At 65.6% G+C, this 17,925-nt stretch carries 16 protein-coding genes; 6 read left to right on the top strand and 10 right to left on the bottom strand.

Going from position 1 to position 17,925, the window contains the following annotated elements; genetic code table 11:
* A partial coding sequence (locus tag AC1DX4_RS32100; protein WP_477224134.1) for a transposase occupies positions 1 to 352 on the top strand: 352 nt, incomplete at its 5' end.
* A gap of 70 nt (positions 353 to 422) precedes the next feature.
* Here the strand turns inward: AC1DX4_RS32100 and AC1DX4_RS32095 are convergent.
* From AC1DX4_RS32095 to AC1DX4_RS32080, 4 genes are read right to left on the bottom strand one after another with little or no spacing between them, the layout of a single operon-like run.
* Positions 423 to 2,501 (bottom strand): hypothetical protein, encoded by a 2,079-nt coding sequence (locus AC1DX4_RS32095; RefSeq protein ID WP_477224133.1) that lies wholly within the window; start codon positions 2,499 to 2,501, stop codon positions 423 to 425.
* A 3-nt stretch (positions 2,502 to 2,504) separates the two neighbouring features.
* Positions 2,505 to 5,327 carry a DUF4159 domain-containing protein gene (locus AC1DX4_RS32090; protein ID WP_477224132.1) on the bottom strand — a complete coding sequence of 941 codons (2,823 nt, stop codon included), beginning with the start codon at positions 5,325 to 5,327 and terminating at the stop codon, positions 2,505 to 2,507.
* Entirely contained in the window at positions 5,324 to 6,316 is a 993-nt protein-coding gene (locus AC1DX4_RS32085; protein ID WP_477224131.1) for a DUF58 domain-containing protein, read from the bottom strand. The genes AC1DX4_RS32090 and AC1DX4_RS32085 overlap by 4 nt, the downstream gene beginning before the upstream one ends.
* Positions 6,316 to 7,320, bottom strand: coding sequence for an AAA family ATPase (locus AC1DX4_RS32080; protein ID WP_477224130.1), 1,005 nt, complete (start codon positions 7,318 to 7,320; stop codon positions 6,316 to 6,318). Before AC1DX4_RS32080 ends, AC1DX4_RS32085 begins: the two co-directional genes overlap by 1 nt.
* Positions 7,321 to 7,462: 142 nt before the next feature.
* On the opposite strand from AC1DX4_RS32080, the gene AC1DX4_RS32075 reads away from it, so the two are divergent.
* Genes AC1DX4_RS32075 through AC1DX4_RS32065 form a run of 3 tightly spaced genes read left to right on the top strand, consistent with a single transcriptional unit; the run spans position 7,463 to position 9,983 of the window.
* Positions 7,463 to 8,092, top strand: a complete 630-nt coding sequence (locus AC1DX4_RS32075) for a DUF1285 domain-containing protein (protein WP_477224140.1) — start codon at positions 7,463 to 7,465, stop codon at positions 8,090 to 8,092.
* Positions 8,092 to 8,724, top strand: a complete 633-nt coding sequence (locus AC1DX4_RS32070) for a CoA pyrophosphatase (RefSeq protein ID WP_477224139.1) — start codon at positions 8,092 to 8,094, stop codon at positions 8,722 to 8,724. The genes AC1DX4_RS32075 and AC1DX4_RS32070 overlap by 1 nt, the downstream gene beginning before the upstream one ends.
* Complete coding sequence (locus AC1DX4_RS32065) at positions 8,721 to 9,983, top strand: CCA tRNA nucleotidyltransferase (protein WP_477224129.1); 1,263 nt, start codon at positions 8,721 to 8,723, stop codon at positions 9,981 to 9,983. Before AC1DX4_RS32070 ends, AC1DX4_RS32065 begins: the two co-directional genes overlap by 4 nt.
* Positions 9,984 to 10,004: 21 nt before the next feature.
* Here the strand turns inward: AC1DX4_RS32065 and AC1DX4_RS32060 are convergent, their stop codons facing one another.
* The 4 genes from AC1DX4_RS32060 to hemF all read right to left on the bottom strand — a co-directional run bounded on the left by AC1DX4_RS32060 (position 10,005) and on the right by hemF (position 13,290).
* Positions 10,005 to 10,985, bottom strand: coding sequence for a S8 family serine peptidase (locus AC1DX4_RS32060; RefSeq protein WP_477224128.1), 981 nt, complete (start codon positions 10,983 to 10,985; stop codon positions 10,005 to 10,007).
* An 83-nt stretch (positions 10,986 to 11,068) separates the two neighbouring features.
* Positions 11,069 to 11,647: a hypothetical protein gene (locus AC1DX4_RS32055; RefSeq protein ID WP_477224127.1), complete on the bottom strand. Its 579-nt coding sequence runs from the start codon at positions 11,645 to 11,647 to the stop codon at positions 11,069 to 11,071.
* Between the two features lie 336 nt (positions 11,648 to 11,983).
* The gene (locus AC1DX4_RS32050) at positions 11,984 to 12,169 is read right to left on the bottom strand and encodes a DUF1059 domain-containing protein (protein WP_027030667.1); all 186 of its coding nucleotides are present in this window, start codon (positions 12,167 to 12,169) and stop codon (positions 11,984 to 11,986) included.
* Positions 12,170 to 12,375: 206 nt separating this feature from the next.
* Positions 12,376 to 13,290 carry an oxygen-dependent coproporphyrinogen oxidase gene (gene hemF, locus AC1DX4_RS32045; RefSeq protein ID WP_477224126.1) on the bottom strand — a complete coding sequence of 305 codons (915 nt, stop codon included), beginning with the start codon at positions 13,288 to 13,290 and terminating at the stop codon, positions 12,376 to 12,378.
* 164 nt (positions 13,291 to 13,454) lie between these two features.
* Between hemF and AC1DX4_RS32040 the strand changes: the two genes are divergently transcribed.
* The gene (locus AC1DX4_RS32040; protein WP_477224125.1) at positions 13,455 to 13,712 is read left to right on the top strand and encodes a hypothetical protein; all 258 of its coding nucleotides are present in this window, start codon (positions 13,455 to 13,457) and stop codon (positions 13,710 to 13,712) included.
* A gap of 59 nt (positions 13,713 to 13,771) precedes the next feature.
* On the opposite strand, the gene AC1DX4_RS32035 is transcribed toward AC1DX4_RS32040, so the two are convergent.
* Complete coding sequence (locus AC1DX4_RS32035) at positions 13,772 to 14,302, bottom strand: hypothetical protein (RefSeq protein ID WP_477224138.1); 531 nt, start codon at positions 14,300 to 14,302, stop codon at positions 13,772 to 13,774.
* 32 nt (positions 14,303 to 14,334) lie between these two features.
* Entirely contained in the window at positions 14,335 to 16,587 is a 2,253-nt protein-coding gene (locus tag AC1DX4_RS32030) for a YadA family autotransporter adhesin (RefSeq protein ID WP_477224124.1), read from the bottom strand.
* Positions 16,588 to 16,785: 198 nt separating this feature from the next.
* Here AC1DX4_RS32030 and AC1DX4_RS32025 point away from each other — a divergent pair, with 198 nt between their 5' ends.
* Positions 16,786 to 17,901 carry a helix-turn-helix transcriptional regulator gene (locus AC1DX4_RS32025; RefSeq protein WP_477224123.1) on the top strand — a complete coding sequence of 372 codons (1,116 nt, stop codon included), beginning with the start codon at positions 16,786 to 16,788 and terminating at the stop codon, positions 17,899 to 17,901.
* Positions 17,902 to 17,925 lie beyond the last annotated feature (24 nt).

The following is a 17,925-nucleotide window of genomic DNA, read 5'->3' as shown; positions in this document are numbered from 1 at the left end:
CGGTGCCGGTCCAGTCCTCAGCCATACTATACTGGCGCTGGCGCCGGAGATCGGGCAGGCCTCGCGACGCGAGATTGCAGCGCTTACCGGTCTGGCGCCCTACGACTTCGATACCGGCACCTTCAAAGGTCGCCGCGTCATCTGGGGCGGCCGGCATGCTCTGCGCAGGGTGGTCTACATGGCAGCGCTCACCGCCAGCCGCTCAAATCCCGTACTCAGAGCCTTCCACCAGCGTCTCATTGCCAACGGYAAGCAACCAAAGGTCGCCATCGTCGCCGTGGCCCGAAAGATTATGACCATCCTCAGCGCCATGCTTCGACACAACCAACCCTGGTGTCCAGACAAAGCCTGAAAACACAGTTGCTCATCCGACCTCGCTTCGCGAGGCCACCTTCTCCCACAAGGGGAGAAGGAAGAGGCTCTCACCGTCCCTCGCGGTACCACATCGAACCCATCGCCAGCAGCAGCAGGCCGAGGCCGAGGAAGCCGCCGAACAGCGGCACGCGCGAGACGGCCTTCAGCACGCTGTCGTCGGTGGTGCGCAGGCCGATCCAGTCGCTGCCCGAGGCTTCGCCGGCCGAGCGCACCGGCACGATGGAAGGCAAGGTCACGTCGCTGCCGAGGGCCGTGGACGAGGCCAGCCGGCGCACGCTGCCGCCGGTGGCCTCAGCCGGTGCCCTCAGCCGGTTTTCGGTGGAGACGACGTCGGCGAATTCCGGCGCGTTGACAGGCCCGACATGGGCGAGCGCGGTGAGATCGCCATTGGCGACCTGGAACAGGCCGATCTCGCTGGTCTGGACGCTGCCGAGGAAGACACCTGGTTCGGATTTGTCGAGCTTGACGGTCACGGTCTTGCCGGAGGGGGTGATGATCTGCGCCGGGCCGGGATCGTCAGCCATGGTCTGGCGACGGATCTCCAGCACCATTCCGCGTCCCTCGGCGGTCAGCCGCTCTTCCTCGAGCTCGGGTTCCTTCATCAGCCAATGGGCGATGCGGCGATAAAGCTGGACATGCGGACCGCCGCCCTCGAAGCCGCGCGCCCACAGCCAGCCCTGGTCGGACAGAAGCATGCCGACGCGGCCTTCGCCCTTGCGGTCGAGCAGCAGCAGCGGCCGGTTGTCGGCGCCCTTCATCACCACTTCGCCTTGCGGATTCTGCACGCCGATGGTGCGGAACCAGCGGCTCCAGTGCGGCGGCTCGGTGGCCGAACCGTCGAGGCCGCGGGTCACCGGATGACGCTGGCCGAGGTCGGTGAGACGCGGGTAGAAAGCCTTTTCAACCACTTCGCCGGTCGGCATTGCCGGCAGGGCCGACATCAGCGGGGTGCGCGCGATCGAAGCCTCGCCGGCATATTCGGGGCCGGCGGCGATCAGCAGCGCGCCGCCCTTTTCGACATATTCGGAGATGTAGTCGTAATAGAGGATCGGCAGCACGTCGCGGTGCTGGTAGCGGTCGAAGATGATGAGGTCGAAATCCTTGATCTTCTCGACGAACAGCTCGCGGGTCGGGAAGGCGATCAGCGACAATTCGTTGATCGGCGTGCCGTCCTGCTTCTCCGGCGGCCGCAGGATGGTGAAATGGACGAGATCGACCGAGGCGTCGGATTTCAAGAGATTGCGCCAGGTGCGCTCGCCCGCATGCGGTTCGCCCGATACGAGCAGCACACGCAGATTCTCGCGGATGCCGTCGACCAGCGCGATGGCGCGGTTGTTGGTGTCGGTCAGTTCGCCCGGTTCGCGGTCGATGGCGAGTTCGATGATGTTGCGGCCGGCACCGGGGATGGTCACCTGCAGCGGCATGGGCTGGCCGACGGTTGCATGCTCGACCGAGACCTGCTCGCCATTGACCGAGACGCGCACATCGACCGGGCCGGTCTCGTTTTCCGTCGAGATGACGCGGTAGGTCATGTCGAGCGGCTTGCCGACGATGCCGAAACGCGGCGCGTTCTCGAAGCGGATGCGGCGGTCTTTTTCGTGGTCGTTGCCGGTGATCAAAGCATGCAGCGGGGCGTTGAAATCGGGCGCGGCCGGGGGCGCGTCATGCACCTCGCCGTCGGTGATCATGATGGCGCCGCCGATGCGCGATGGCGGCACGTCGCGGAAGGCGCCTTCCAGCGCGCCGAACAGCCGCGTTTCGGTGCGCTCCTCGGCGGCGTCGGGCTTGCCGGCCTCGACGACGCGGACGTCGAACTGCTTGAAGCGGCCAAGACGCTGCTGCAGCCCGGCCACCGCCTCATCGGTCTGCCTGGTGCGATCGCCAATGTCCTGGCTCTGGCTGCGGTCGACGATCAGCGCGACGACGCTCTTCAGTGGCTCGCGCTCCTCATTGAGGAACACCGGGTTGAACAAAGCGGCGGCGAGCGCCAGCAGGGCGACGAAGCGCAGGACACCGCCGCGCTGGCGAAACCACAGGCCTATAAGGGCAAGCAGCGCCAGCGGCACCAGCACCAAAGCGAGCAGCGGCCAGGAGATCAGCGGTTCGAAGGAGATCGACCAATTCATATCTTACTGCCCCAGCCGTTCGAGCAGTATCGGCACATGCACCTGGTCGGATTTGTAGTTGCCGGTCAGCATGTACATCATGATGTTGACGCCGGCGCGCAGCGCATAGATGCGCTGCATCGGGTCGTTCGGCACGGTCGGCAGCAGCGGGTCGCCATTCTCGTCGACCGCCCAGGCGCCGGCGAAATCATTGGCGGTGATCATGATCGGCGAAACACCGTCGCCGGTGCGCACCGGACGGTTGTCGGCATTGCTGGCGTCGAGCGATGCCTCGACCCAAAGCGGGCTGCCGGCGAAGCGGCCGGGAAATTCCGGCAGGATGAAGAAGGATTTGGTCAGTACATGGTCCGACGGCACCGGCTCCAGCGGCGGCACGTTGAGGTTACCCAGGATGTCGCGCAGCCGCTCGGTCGCCGGGCTGGTGGAATCGGCGCCGATGCCGTTGGCGAACTGGTCGCGGGTGTCGAACAGCACCGTGCCGCCCTGCTGCATATAGGCGTCGATGCGGGCGATAGCCGCCTGGCTGGGCATCGGTGCGGCCGGATCGATCGGCCAGTAGATCAGCGGATAGAAGGACAGTTCGTCCTTTGAAATATCGACGCCGGCCGGTGCGCCGGGTTCGAGCGCGGTTTTCTCGATCAGGAAGCGGGTCAGGCCTTCGAGCCCGGCGCGGCTGATCGAATCGTCGCCCGGCACGCCGGTCAGCACATAGGCGATGCGGGTCTTCGAAATCGCCTCGACGGCCGCATCGTCGCCCGGCTTGGCATCGTCGGCGCGGGCGAAATCGGCATGGCCGAACAGTGCGCCAAGCGCAATCAGGATCGCTGCGGTGGTTGCCACGGCACCGGCGCGGCGCGGCCGGCGCGAGAACAGGCCGCCCATCCAGAACACCGCCAGCGTGTCGAGCAGCATCAGCACCAGGGCGGCTGCGACCAGCGAACCCTTCAAATTGCGCGATTCGTCGAAGGCATACTGGATCGTGGTGACCGGAACAGCGATTTGCGGGCGCGCCAGCGGCGCAAACGTGCTGGCAGCGTCGAGCAAATTATGGGCGAAGACGCCGGTCTCGGAGCCGTAGAGGCCGGGCGGGTTCTCGAAGGTCACCGGCAGCGCGCCGGCGCCGGGCACCAGCGGCCGCGCATCCGGCGTCGGCGGCACCAGCGAGCCGTCGGCCGCGACCATGCGGTAGGGCGCCAGCGACGTGGCGGCAGCTTCGGCATTGGCGATCGCCGCGCCCTGGTTGCGCGACAGCTGGACGATGCGGCGCAGCATCTCGACGAAGCTGCCGGAGATCGGCAGGTTCGACCATGTCGCCTCGGGCGTGACGTGGAACAGCACCAGCGTGCCCTTGCCTTTCTTCAGTCCGGTGACCAGCGGCGTGCCGTCGGCAAGAGCCGCCCAGGTGCGCTCGACGATATCGGGTGTCGGCTCGGCCAGCACCTGCCTGCTCACGGTCACCTCGGTCGGCGGCGCCAGATCGGCGAAGGGGCCTGCCTTGGGAAATTCGGTGACCGGCTGCGGCGAGGTCCATGACAATGCGCCGCCCAGCGAACGCTCGCCGGTGCGCAGGCGGACCGGCAGCAGATCGTCATCATTGCCGGCGGCCGCGAGCCGCGAGCCGGCGAAACGCACCAGCGTGCCGCCATTGTCGACCCAGTCGACCAGCCTTTGCCGGACTTGTGCGGGAATGGTGCCGACGTCGGCCATGATGATCATCGCCGGCTTCTGGTCGAGGATCTGCGGGATGGCGTCGGCGAGGTCGGCGCTGGAGGGCTCGACCAGATCGGCGAAAGGCTGCAGCGCCCGCCTGATGTAGTAGAGCGGCGACAGAAGCGGCTGCGCCTGGTCGGCCTCGGCCTGCGACAGCAGCCCAACGCGGCGGCGCTTGGAGCTTTCGTCGAGCACGCGCACCGCACCCGCCTGGCGCTCACCGTCGAGCGCGATCGAGGCGAAGTCGTTGCGCAGTTCGAACGGCACTGCCATCGTGCCGGTGGCGGTGGCTTCGCCCGGCGCGAAGGTCAGCGTTGCATCGGCGATGCGGCGGCCCTTGTCGTCGAAGGCGCCGGCGGTGACCTGTTCGGGCGCCGGGTCGCCGGGCGCGCGGATGGCGGTGAGCGCAAAGCCGTCGACCTGGTTGTCGGCGCTGGTCAGGCCGGTCAGCGAAAGCCGGTCGGCAACGGCCCAGACGACACGGGCGGCATTTTTCGACAACAGCGTGTTGAAGGCTGCCTCGTCGCCCTTGGCCGCGAGGCCATCGGCCAGCACTGCGACGCTGGCGCCGGGCAAGCTCTCCAGCACGCCGGCGACGCGGGCATATACGGCGGGCCGGTCGGTCGGGATCGGCCGCGGTTTGGCGGCGCGCAGCCGGTCGAGTGCGGCGGCGGCATCGAAGGGACCGATCTCCGCATTGGCCTTTTCGGCGGTGAAGGCGATGATGACCGGCACGCCGTTCGAGCCGGCGTCCTTGATCAGCCGCTCGGCGGTGGCGACGCGCTTGTTCCAGTCGGCGGCGCTGGCCCAGTCATTGTCGATGACCAGCGCAAGGGCCGCACCCTCGGCCGGCAGTTTTTCGCGCGGGTTGAACACCGGTTCGGCAAGGGCCGCGACGATGAGCCCCGCCATCAGCAGCCTGAGCAGCGTCAGCCACCAGGGGCTTTGATGCGGCGTCTCTTCGCGCTTCAGCACGCGCGCCAGGATCTTCAGCGGTGGGAAGATCTCGGCCTGCGGCTTGGGCGGCGTCAGCCTGAGCAGCCACCAGATTACCGGCAACGCCAGCAGGCCCCACAGCACCATGGGGGCGCCAAAGGAGAGCGGCAGCCAGCTCATGCGACCGCCTTTCCTGGCTGATCGCCGCTGGCGATCATGCCGGCACGACCACCACTGGCGGTCGGCCCGGGCTGACCGGTACGGCCGCTACCGGCATAGCCGCCATCGGCGGTCATTGCCATGTGCAGGCGCACCAGCGCGTCGGACGCCAGCCGGTCGGTGTGGTTGACGGTAAAGCTCCAGCCGAGGCGCTTGCACCAGGCGGCCAGCTCCTGCCGGCGGGCGGTGTAGAGCAGGCGGTATTCGTCGCCGAGCATTTCGGCGCGGCCGGCGGTCAGCTTGTCGCCGGTCTCGGGATCGGTGAATTCGGTGCGGCCGGCATAGGGGAAGGTTTCCTCGGCCGGGTCGGCAACCTCGATCAGATGCGCGCGCACGCCATGGCGGGCGAGCACGTCGAGCCATTCCATCGTCTCCTCGACGGGATCGAGGAAATCGCTGGCGATGACGATGTCGCAGAAGCGCCTGATGTCTGTGAGGTCAGGCTTGGCCGGCAAGTCGCCGGCATGCATCAGTTGGGCTGCGATACGCTCGGCGCCGTTGCGGGCGGTGAAGGGGTCGGTGAGGCCAGGCCAGGCGATGCGCTCGCCGCTGCGCGACAGCAATTCGGCCATGGCCAGCGCCAGCACCAGCGCGCGCGATTGCTTGGAAACGCTGGCGCCGGTCGATTTATAGAGCATGGACGGCGAGGGGTCGGCCCACAGCCAGACCGTATGGGCGGCTTCCCATTCGCGGTCGCGCACATAGGTGTGGTCGTCACGGGCCGAGCGGCGCCAGTCGATGCGCGAGGAATCGCCTTCGACATAGGGCCGGAACTGCCAGAAATTCTCGCCGATGCCGCGCTTGCGGCGGCCATGCCAGCCGGCGATCACGGTGTTGACGATGCGTCGGGCCTCGACCAGCAGGTCGGGCACAAGCGAAGCCCGCAACCGGCCACGGGCGAGCGCGTCGCGCGTCGCTGCCGGAGCCTGGACCTCGCCGATGCGCGCCATCAAATTCCTTTCACGAGCTTCGCCACCACATCGCGTACGCTGGTGCCTTCGGCGCGGGCGGCGAATGTCAGCGCCATGCGGTGCTGCAGCACCGGCTCGGCCAGCGCCCGCACATCGTCGACCGATGGCGCCAGCCGTCCATCGTAGAGCGCGCGAGCGCGCGTGCACAGCATCAGCGCCTGGCTGGCGCGCGGGCCGGGACCCCAGGCGACATGCTTGTCGGTCTCGGCATTGCCTTGCCCCGGGCGCGCCGAGCGCACCAGGGTCAGGATCGCCTCGACCACGCTTTCAGGCACCGGCATGCGGCGGATCAGCGTCTGGATTTCCTTCAGCCGTGCCGGCTGCAGCACGTTCTGCGCCTTGGCGTCCTCGATGCCGGTGGTCTCCAGCAGGATGCGGCGCTCGGCCTCGATCTCGGGATAGAGGATATCGACCTGCATCAGGAAGCGGTCGAGCTGGGCTTCGGGCAGCGGATAGGTGCCTTCCTGCTCCAGCGGATTTTGTGTCGCCAGCACATGGAAGGGCGCCGGCAGGTCATAGCGGGCGCCGGCAATGGTGACATGGTATTCCTGCATGGCCTGCAGCAGCGCCGACTGGGTGCGCGGCGAGGCACGGTTGATCTCGTCGGCCATCAAAAGCTGGGCGAAGATGGGCCCGGAGATGAAGCGGAAGGAGCGCTTGCCGGTTTCGTCCTGCTCCATCACCTCGGAGCCGAGGATGTCGGACGGCATCAGGTCGGGCGTGAACTGGATGCGGCGCGAATCGAGGCCGAGCACGACGCCCAGCGTTTCGACCAGCTTGGTCTTGGCGAGGCCGGGAACGCCGACCAGCAGCGCATGGCCACCGGCCAGCACTGCCACCAGCGTGCGCTCGACGACGTTCTCCTGACCGAAGATCACCCGGCCGACCCCGTCGCGGATCCTGGAAATGTCGGCCAGCGCCTTCTCGGCCTCGGCGACCATGTCCTTCTCGCTGATCGGGCTTTCCTTGACCATCACGCTCATGCCGCATCGATCCCTTTGGTTGGAAATACCGGCCCGCATCATATCATAGGTTGCCGCGATTCGGCCTCGCGTAGCGCCTATGGTCGAACTTAAATCACAGACTTAGGCTGACAAGCGGAACAACAGTGACTATTTCGTGACGATGGCGGAACACGACGAACATCGCGAACAAAGCCTTACGAGCGCCACCGAGGCGCGCGGCCTGGAGGCGTTGATCGCGCGCGCGGCGCGTGCCGGCAAGGGCGCGGCGCCCGTCGAGCGCTGGAATCCCGACTTTTGCGGCGATCTCGACATGGAGATCAAGGCCGACGGCACCTGGTTCTACCTGGGCACGCCGATCGGCCGCATGCCGCTGGTACAGCTTTTCTCCTCCGTGCTGCGCAAGGATGCGGACGGCAGGACCTATCTGGTGACGCCTGTGGAAAAGGTCGGCATCCGCGTCGCCGACGCGCCTTTCATCGCCGTCGAAATGGATGTTTCGGGCAGTGGCGATGAACAGATCATCACCTTCCGCACCAATGTCGGCGACGTGGTCGAAGCCGGGCCGGAGCGGCCGCTGCGCTTCGTCGATGAGAACGAGACCGGCGGGTTGAAGCCCTATGTGCTGGTGCGCGGCCGGCTGGAGGCGCTGGTCGGGCGGCCTGTCATGTATGAACTGGTCGGGCATGGCGAGGAGATCGAAATCGGCGGCAAGACGATGTTTGCCGTGCGCTCGAAAGGCGCGGTGTTTCCGATCATGCCGGCGGACCAGTTGAAACGGCTCAGCGCATGATGGACCAGGTATCACTGTCGCCGTTTTCATCGGCGGATTTTCGTGCGCGCTTTGCCGCGCAGCCGCAGGCGCATGCCGGCGACGACTATGGCGACCATCGCTTCAATCCGGGTCATCCGCGGCTCAACCAGGGCAAGGCGCTGCGCAATGCCGCGGTGCTGATCCCGGTGGTCGATCATGACGGCGAGGCGACGGTTTTGCTGACCAAACGGGCCGAAAAGCTGCGCAGCCATTCGGGGCAGGTGGCCTTTCCCGGCGGCACCATCGACGCCACCGACGCCAGTCCGGAAGCCGCAGCATTGCGCGAGACCTTCGAGGAGATCGGCCTTGACCAGGACCGTATCGAGATCATCGGCCGCATGCCCGACTACGTCGCCGGCAGTGGCTACCGCATCGCGCCGGTGCTGGGCATCGTGCGGCCCGGCTTCCAGCTGAGCTTGAACGCCGAGGAGGTCGATGCCGCCTTCGAAGTGCCGCTGCACTTCCTGATGGACCCGGTGAACCACAAGCGCGACAGCCGCATGTGGAACGATCTCGAATGGTTCTTCTACGACATGCCCTATGGCGACCGGCGTATCTGGGGCGTCACCGCCGGCATCATCCGCACGCTCTATGAAAGGCTCTATGCGTGAGTGTTTCGATCGCGGGCAGGGCCGACTGGCTCGCCGACAAGCATTTGCAGCGCCTGCTTGCCGCCCTAGCTGAAGGCGGTGAGGAGGCGCGTGTCGCCGGCGGCGCCGTGCGCAACACGCTGATGGGCCAGCCGGTTGCCGATATCGATATCGCCACCACCTGTTTGCCTGAGGAGACCATCCGCCGCGCCGAAGCGAAGGGCTTCAAGGCGGTGCCGACCGGCATAGAGCACGGCACGATCACGGTGGTTGCCGGCGGAAAACCCTATGAAATCACCACCTTGCGCGCCGATGTCGAGACCGACGGCCGCCGCGCCAAGGTGTCGTTCGGCCGCGACTGGAAGCTGGATGCCGAGCGGCGCGACTTCACCATCAATGCGCTCTACGCCGAGGCCGACGGCACTGTCGTCGACCTGGTCGGCGGCATCGCCGACATCGAGGCGCGCCGGCTGCGCTTCATCGGGGATGCGGAAGCGCGCATCCGCGAGGATTATCTGCGCATCCTGCGCTTCTTCCGCTTCTTCGCCTGGTATGGCGAAGGCCGGCCGGACGCCGAGGGGCTGAAGGCCTGCGCCCGGCTGAAGGAGGGGCTCGGACAACTTTCGGCGGAGCGTATCTGGTCCGAACTGAAGAAGCTTTTGTCGGCGCCCGATCCGTCGCGGGCGCTGCTGTGGATGCGGCAGGCCAGCGTTTTGACCACCGCGCTGCCGGAAAGCGAGAAATGGGGCATCGACGCCATCCATGGGCTGACCAAGGCCGAGAAGGATTTGGGCTGGGTGGCGGATCCGATGCTGCGGCTCGAAGCGATCGTGCCGCCCGATGCCGCGCGCATGAAGACGCTCGCCGAGCGGCTGAGGTTTTCGACCGCGGAATCAGACCGTTTGCGCCACTGGGCACTCACAACTGCCGTCGAGTCGAAAACGACCGAGGGCGAACTGGCGAAAAGGCTCTATCGTGGCGACCGGCAAGGGTTTGTCGATCGCCTGCGGCTGTCGCTTGCCGCGGCGCGGGTGCGCGCGGTCGAGGACAATGACGCGCTGCTCGAAGCGGGCGGCTTTTCGCGCCTGCTTGCCTTTGCGCTCAAATGGGAAAAACCGGTGTTTCCGCTGAAAGGCGCCGATCTGGCGGCGCTCGGCGCAACGCCGGGGCCGAAACTGGGCGAAATCCTCAAGAACCTCGAGGCGGAATGGATCGAAGCCGGATTTGCACCGGATCGCGGCGCGCTGCTCGAACGCGCCGCAAAGGCACTTGAAACCTAATCAAATACCAGCGTCGCTCCCCTACTTGATGGCCAGGGGAGCCAGGGCGCGCGAAAGGCTTGCCTCGCCCTTGCCATAGACGGCGGCGCTATAGTTGGCCAGCGTGTCGGTACGGGCCGTGTTGAGCAACTGGTTGGTGATCTGGGTCGGCGTTGCCTTGGTGAACTTGCTGCCAACGATCGCCGCGTAGCCGGAAATGATCGGCGCGGCGAAGGACGTGCCGTAAAGGCCGGTCTTGTCGCCGGTGACACCCACGACGAGGAAATGGCTCTGCACAGCCGTGTTGGAGCCGGCGTAGTTGGAATACCAGGCAAGCTGGGCCTTGTTGGAGGTCGTGCCGTTGGTGGACAGTGCGCCGACGAAGATCGCCGAGGCTTTGCCGACCAGAGCAAGGTCGAGATAGTCCTGCTGGCCGCTCGTGACGCCGCCCACGGCAACCGAGTCGTTACCCGCTGCCTTCGAGACAACGGCTGTTCCTTTGGTGGCGTATGAGATGATGGAGGCTTCCTCAGGAGCCCATCCGATCTGGTTCGGGCTATAGCCCGCCTTTGCGTACATGCCATAGCTCAGATTGAGCACGTTCAAACCCGGCGCCAGCGCGACTGACGAACTCGTGGTGAAATCTTTCGACCTGATGGTCGCCAAGGGCGCGATCATGCCGGCTTCTTCGCGCGTCCATTCACCGTGGCGCTGGGTTTGTGTCCCGACACCGAAATTGCCGGAGAAGCGCGATGTGCTGGAGAAATCGTCGACGATCGTTATCGTGACGCCCTTGCCCTTGTATCCCGCAGCCCAAGCGGCGCCGACGTCGGGGCTCATCCAACCCTGTGCCGCCTGCGTCGCCGGCGCGGCCGGGATCGTCGCGCTCACGCATATGGACCCGCCACCGTGGCAAAGCGCGGCCATTTCATCGACGTCAAGGGCGTCCTGCGCCAACGCGAATGGCGCCGAAAGGATGACAAGGGCGGCAGCGAGGCCGAACTTCATGCAAGTACCCGACATGTTCCTACTCCAGTCAGACAAGAACCAGGATGAACGATCGCTTTCGGAGCGAGATGAATTCCGCATTCGCAGCCTCGCGGCGATCAGAAAGTAACACGGTAGTTCAGCCAGAGATGCTGGCTTTCCGGTTTAGCATTAACCAGATATTTCAAGGTTTCCTCAGGCGCCATCTCGCTGGCCGCGAGCCGGCAATTGACGCTGTAGCTGCCCAGATCGCCATAGTCGGCTTCGCAGGACTTTTCGCTGAGCTTGCCGCCGATGGTCGTGGTGAGCGACAGGGACAGAGTGCTGTTCGGGTTCGGATGTATCTGGGTGAGGAACCCAAGCTTGAGGCTGGGCTCGATCCGATACTTCTCGCCCTCTTCTCCGGTCCCGAAACCCCAAAGGATGCCGGTATCCTCGGTGATCTGTGTCAGCAGGTCCACATGCATGTCGACCCAGCTTGCGCGGTACCACTGGTTGAACGAGACAAAGGTTCCGTTCTGCAGTTCGTAACCGCCATTGCCCAGGCTTCTCGCGCGGTCACTGAGCAGCGAACCCTGGTGGATGTCGACCAACGATGTCGTCATTTCTTGCGCAAAAGCCGGGTACGTCCCAACCAGCCCCCACACCAGGAGCGCCGCCGTGCGGAAACCCACTCGATTGCCGGACTTTTCGCGCATGCGCGAAACACCTCGCCCCACCGTTCCGGATCAGTGCCTGGTGGCGCCGGGCTTCAGCCCGCTGTAACCGGATTATCCAGACAGACAGTCGCACGGCCCGGTTACCGCTGGGTTTATTTAGCTGAGGCAAATGTAACTTTGAGCGCGCAGGGTCTGGGGCGCCCGCATCGAAGCGAATTCATGCGCCGCGATCGACATTTTCGCCTCTATGCGCAGTCTCCCGATGCCCGGGAGCTACTCTTGGGCGATGTTTGCACAAGGTCGCCGGCGACGGCGTCGAACGCCAATCGCCGGCATTATGGCCCAATGTTCTTGACATGCTGATCCGAGCGAAACCTAGGCCGCGTCGCGGACCTTCTCGATGCGCGAGCGGATCGCCTCGATCATCGTCTCGCGGATAACAGTCTCGCCATGTGTCTCGCGCATATGCTCGACGGCACGGCGCATCACTTCGGCTTCTTCATCGGCACGGGTGTGCCACTCACAGCCGGGCACTAGCGACCCGCAGTGAAATTCCTTCATGAGATGTCTCCTTTTCCTCCGGGGAGCCGGTCGAGGCTCCGCCACCTTTTTTTGGCTCACGGTGCATTCCAGGTTGAATTCCCTGATGTGAGCGGGGCGAAGACTATAACACGGGAGGAGCGGTGTGGTTGCATCAAAGCATCGTGCACCGCCGGCTCTGTCTCCTTGATCTGACGCAATTCCGGACGGAACTGCTCTGGCTGATGTTACGGCCAGCGCACCTCAGGCGGCAGGCTGGAGAGGATCGCGGCGACATTGCCGCCGGTCTTCAGGCCGAAAATGGTGCCGCGGTCATGAAGCAGGTTGAATTCGACGTAACGGCCACGGCGGATGAGCTGTTCGTCGCGGTCGCCGTCGGTCCAGTTCTCGTTGAAGTTGGCGCGCACGAGATGGCCGTAGACGACGAGGAAGGAGCGTCCGACATCCTGGACGAAGTTGAAGTCGGCGTTCCAGCCGCCTTTGTCGTCGCCCGAATGCAGCCAGTCGAAGAAGATGCCGCCGGTGCCACGCGGCTCGTTGCGGTGGGCTAAGAAGAAGTACTCGTCGCACCAGGCCTTGAATTTCGGGTAGTCGGCGACATCAGCATTCTTCTCGCAAGCGAACTGCATGGCGCGATGGAAAGCGACGGTATCCGGATCATCCCGGGTGCGGCGGCGGTCGAGCACCGGCGTCAGATCGGCGCCACCGCCGAACCATTGCCTTGAAGTGACGACCATGCGCGTGTTCATGTGCACGGCCGGAACGTTGGGGTTCCAGGGGTGCGCGATCAGCGAAATGCCTGAGGCCCAGAAGCGCGGGTCTTCCTCGGCGCCGGGCATCTGCTTCCTGAATTCGGGCGAGAACTCGCCATAGACGGTCGAGGTGTGGACGCCGACCTTCTCGAAGACACGGCCATGCATCATCGCCATGGTGCCGCCACCGCCCTTGCCCTGGTCACGCTCCCAGGGCGTCTTTTCGAAATGGCCCGGCGACCAGGAGGCCAACGGACCGCCAAGATCCTGCTCGATCTGTTCGAAGGCGCCGCAGATGCGTTCGCGCAAGGCTTCGAACCACAGGCGCGCCTTCATCTTCTTCTCTTCGATGTCGGCGGGCAGGCCAGCTTGTATTTCAGGTCGTTCCAAAGCGCCGTCTCCGGTTGCGGGGCGGTGAGTCGACAAAAGACTCGTCTTTTCCGGGCGCGATCCCTAATCTCTTAAGAGACAGGGTCAAGTCACTTTGGTTTTGCGCATGATCCTTTCCGAAATCCGGTTTCGGGGTCATGCGCTGCGGTGCAAGGAGTTGTTTCGTGCGCACGCCGGCAAGACCGCCGCTGGATGGCCTGAAGAAAAGGCTCGACCAAAGCCGTGCCGAAAGCGCGCGCATGCCGCGCGACGGTTTCCTGCGCGAGACCTTCGTCCTGCCGCGCTCCGATGCCCGCCTCAAAGCCAAGGAATGGTTCGAGCGCTTTCCCAAGCAGGCCTATTGGACCGAGATCGAAAGCTGGTTCGAACGGCCGGGGGATTTGATCGAGTTCACGATCAGGCGGTTGCCGGCGGCGGACTAGGATAGGTCAGGCCCTTTCTTCGGTCGGAGCTGTTTCCCGCTTCCCCCGCGCTTGTACCGTCACGGCTGCTTGGGCGCGACCGGGGGAGGTTGTCGTCGTTTCGTCACCCGCGCTGTTTTCCTGGCCTCGGCGACCTGCGGGCCAGCGGGCTGCGGGGCGGCCGCAACCTGCCCGATCGAAACGGAGATGCCGAAGAGCCGCCATTGGCCGTTCACCGACGCAAAGGCGAGCTCGAAATTGACCGGTGCGGGGATGGAGGGAAAGAAGCCCGCCATGCGCATCAGGCCGTCGGCCTCGATCTGCGGTAGCACGGAGAGCTGCGGGTCGATCGCAGCGACCCCCGACAAATCGAGGTTTTCGCTGCGTTGCTTGGCGAAGATATCGCCCAGCCGCGCCGCCGTATTGACCTGGAAGCCGGGGGCGCCGAGGTCGCGCAGAACCGTGTAGTTGCCGGTCTTGTTGGCCTGGTCGAGGGCGAGCAGCGCCGACCGGATCAGGATCAGCACGCCGTTGCGGTCGATCTGCGCCGGCTTTGGCGGCTGCGTCTCGGCGCGCCCGCCGCTACAGCCGACGACAAGCACCAACGCCAGTGTCGCCAGCCGCAGCGTGAAAGGTCTGGCGCTCACCACGCGAATGTTACGCCCGCGCGGGTGCCGATGCCGCCTTGCTGAAATCCGCCGCCGAGACCGAAATTCACCACGGCATAGTCGGTGAGGCGCATCTGCGCGGCGACGCCGATGGCGTTCTGGCCGCGGAAATTGCCCCAATTGGTGGAAATCGCGAATCGCTTGTCCGAGGGCAGGGCGCTGGCGCCCATGGCAATGGCGACCGCGGTGCCTTCGAAGGCCTGTTTCATCTGCGTCTGCAAATTGCCGACGCTGGACTCGAGCGCGGAGATGTCCTGCGGACCGAAAGCCGTGGTGGCGAGATTTCCCGCTGAATCGGTGGTGACGAAGGTGGCCGGCCCGGATTGCGCGGCGAGGCTCGCCGCCGAGCCGATGCCGGACATCCGGTAGGTGTTCGAGGCCGTGCCCAACGACATCTGGTTAGCGGCCGTGGTCGTCGCGCCGACGCCGATGGCGGTCGAGTTGGCATAGGCCGCGCTAGCGCCGGTGCCAAGTGCGGTGGCACCGTCCGCGGCGGCCTGGCTGCCTTGGCCGATGGCCGTGGTGTTGTCACCATCGGCATGGCTGTTTTGGCCGAAGGCGCTCGCGGTGGTGCCATTCGCCACACTGAGTTCGCCTACCGCCGTGGCCGCATTACCGGTCGCGGTGCTGCCAGCACCCATCGCGCTCGCGAAGTCGCCGCTCGCAGTGGCCTTCTCGCCCGTCGCGGTCGCGGCGGCGCCGTTCGCGACGCTGTGGGCGCCCGTTGCAGTTGCGGCGTCGCCGCTTGCGTTGCTGGCCTGGCCGGTTGCGGTCGCCGACGCGCCATCGGCCGTGCTGCTGTCGCCGGTCGCGGTCGCTGCGGCACCCGTAGCATTGGCGAAAGCGCCCGTCGTGGTGGCATTGTCTCCATTGGCGGTGCTGCCGGTTCCCGTCGCGGTCGCTTCAACGCCGGTTGCGGTACTGCCGGAGCCCAGCGCGGTGGCATCGGTGCCATTGGCCGTGCTGTCGACTCCCATCGCGGTCGCCTGAGTACCGATCGCGTTGCTGGCCTCCCCGGTCGCTGTCGCGGCGGTGCCGTTCGCGACGCTGTGGGCGCCGGTTGCGGTCGCGTCGTCGCCGGTTGCGTTGCTGGCCTGCCCTGTCGCGGTCGCGGCGGCGCCGTTCGCGACACTGTGGGCGCCGGTTGCAGTCGCGTCGTCGCCGGTTGCGTTGCTGGCCTGCCCTGTCGCGGTCGCCGACGCGCCATTGGCCGTGCTGCTGTCGCCGGTCGCGGTCGCTGCGGCACCCGTTGCATTGGCGAAAGCGCCCGTCGTGGTGGCATTGTTTCCATTGGCAGTGCTGCCGGTTCCCGTCGCGGTCGCTTCAACGCCGGTTGCGGCACTGCCGGAGCCCAGCGCAGTGGCATCGGTGCCATTGGCCGTGCTGTAGACTCCCATCGCGGTCGCCTGAGTACCGATCGCGTTGCTGTCCTCCCCGGTCGCTGTCGCGGCGGTGCCGTTCGCGACGCTGTGGGCGCCCGTTGCGGTCGCGTCGTCGCCGGTTGCGTTGCTTCCCTGGCCAAAGGCACTCGCAGCCGCGCCATTCGCTGCGCTGTACTGCCCCGTCGCGGTGGCATTGTCGCCATTCGCGATGCTGCCCTGGCCCGTCGCTGTGGCGTTGGTGCCGGTTGCATTGCTGAGGACGCCTATCGCTGTTGCGAAAGTGCCGTTTGCGCTGCTGATCGCGCCGATCGCCGTGGCGCCGTCGCCGGCCGCGCTGCTGTTTACGCCGACCGCCGTGGCCTCCAGACCGGTCGCGCCGCTAGCATCTCCTACGGCTGTTGCGTCTGTGCCATTGGCTTGACTGGAGGCTCCCACGGCGCTCGCGGAGGCGCCGATGGCGTGGCTGTCGAAGCCTGCCGCGATTGCCTCCGAGCCAGTTGCGTTGGCGCCATCGCCTACGGCTGTCGCCGCCGCGCCATTGGCTTGACTGGAGGTTCCCGTTGCGGTCGCGGAGGCACCGGTGGCGGTGCTGGCGGCGCCTACCGCGACTGCCTGCGCGCCGGTCGCGTTGGCGCCATCGCCAAGCGCGGTCGCATTGCCGCCATTGGTTATGGTGCCGCCGCCTGCCGCATAGTCGCCGGCTGATGCGATCCCAGTGGCGAACGACACCGCCGCAACCACGCCGGCGGCCAAAGCAAGGCTTCGTAGCCCGCCACCCGATATGGCACCGCGGTCAAACAAGGATTCATGCGCCTGTGCATGAACCGGCACCGATATCTTCTTCACGAACCACCCCGCTGCAATCCGCCGGACCTGGGAGAGCCGGCACCCTTGCACATTGATCCGCGAAATCTGGCGTGGCCGCATTGCCCATATGGGCAATGTCTTGCAACCGCTGGTCACGGTGTTGTGCAAGCGCCACGGTTGTATCCGTGCTATTTGCGCGGGGTCAGGTTCTCGGAATGTGGCCAGCAGGGGCACGATTTGGACGCTGAAGCCCTTGCCCTCATCGACATGTTCTACCAGGCGACTCTCGAGCCGGGCATGTGGGCAACCGCCCTGGCGGGCATAACCGGTTTGCTTCGTGCCGATCATGCCTATCTGGCCATGAACAACCAGCCAACGTCCGCGACGCCGTTCATCGCGCGGACCGGTATGGGTGATGCCGACGTTCAGCGTTTCCTGTCGCCGCAAGCCTCCAGACTGCTGGCGCCGTTGCTGAACTCACATCTTGCCAGTTTGCCACCGGGGGGCGCGGTCGTTAGCAGCAGCGAAGTTCACACGGACACCGATTTTGAGCGAAGCGGCTACTACAATGAAATCGTGCGGCCGCTGGGCACGTTCTACGCAGCTGGCATATCGCACGACGATTCGCGCTTGCCACTCAGCATGTGGGTCTGCCGCTCCCGGCAGAAGGGCGGGTTCGTGCAAGGGGAAAGCCAGGCTTTGGGGCAACTTTTCCCACACTTGATACGCGCCCAACTGCTGCATCAAAGGCTGCGGATCAGCAACGAACAGGCAGTGGGACTGACAACAATTATCGAACGATTGGGCGAGGCGGCGATCGTGCTTGACGCGACGGGCCGTTCGTTGATCGTCAACGCGCGCGCTACGGGAATTCTCCGCCAAGGCGACGGGCTCGTGCAGGTCGCGGGCCAGTTGCAGGCTGTGACGCCGGCGCTCACCGAGCAATTGCGCAGGGCTGTCGCCCTGGCGGCGGTCTCCCCGGCGGATTGCGGACAAAGGCTGCATCTGCCGCGCCGTGACCATCGCTTGCCGCTGCTGCTCGATATCATGCCGGCATGGCGGCTCGGCATCGCGGAACCGGGATTGCGGGCGCCACGCGTCGTCATCTTCATCAAGGAACCGGACGCGTCCCTGCAATTCGATCAGGTCGCCTTGATCGAAACATTCGGCCTGACGCGGCGCGAATGCGAGATCGTCTGCCTGCTGGCGGGTGGCATGAGCGTCAATGCCATAGCCGTCCATTTGACGATCAGGCCCGGGACGGTGCGCCACAACCTCAAAAGCGCGTTCGAAAAGACCGAGGTCCACAATCAGGCGGCCCTGGTCGCGCTGGTTCGCAGCTTCGCCTCCTGAATTTATCCTGGCTCTCCGGGGAAG

The sequence above is a fragment of the Mesorhizobium sp. P3_A8 genome (assembly GCF_056402995.1).
The sequence above is the reverse complement of the archived record's forward strand: the minus strand, read 5'-3'. Positions and strand labels throughout refer to the sequence as shown.

Bases quoted from the DNA above. Each gene is read 5' to 3' on its own strand.
- AC1DX4_RS32050 (WP_027030667.1), bottom strand. From the start codon at position 12,169: ATGAAGGAATTTCACTGCGGGTCGCTAGTGCCCGGCTGTGAGTGGCAC.
- AC1DX4_RS32085 (WP_477224131.1), bottom strand. From the start codon at position 6,316: ATGGCGCGCATCGGCGAGGTCCAGGCTCCGGCAGCGACGCGCGACGCG.
- AC1DX4_RS32090 (WP_477224132.1), bottom strand. From the start codon at position 5,327: ATGAGCTGGCTGCCGCTCTCCTTTGGCGCCCCCATGGTGCTGTGGGGC.
- AC1DX4_RS32095 (WP_477224133.1), bottom strand. From the start codon at position 2,501: ATGAATTGGTCGATCTCCTTCGAACCGCTGATCTCCTGGCCGCTGCTC.
- AC1DX4_RS32060 (WP_477224128.1), bottom strand. From the start codon at position 10,985: ATGTCGGGTACTTGCATGAAGTTCGGCCTCGCTGCCGCCCTTGTCATC.
- AC1DX4_RS32080 (WP_477224130.1), bottom strand. From the start codon at position 7,320: ATGAGCGTGATGGTCAAGGAAAGCCCGATCAGCGAGAAGGACATGGTC.
- AC1DX4_RS32055 (WP_477224127.1), bottom strand. From the start codon at position 11,647: ATGCGCGAAAAGTCCGGCAATCGAGTGGGTTTCCGCACGGCGGCGCTC.
- AC1DX4_RS32075 (WP_477224140.1), top strand. From the start codon at position 7,463: ATGGCGGAACACGACGAACATCGCGAACAAAGCCTTACGAGCGCCACC.
- AC1DX4_RS32070 (WP_477224139.1), top strand. From the start codon at position 8,092: ATGGACCAGGTATCACTGTCGCCGTTTTCATCGGCGGATTTTCGTGCG.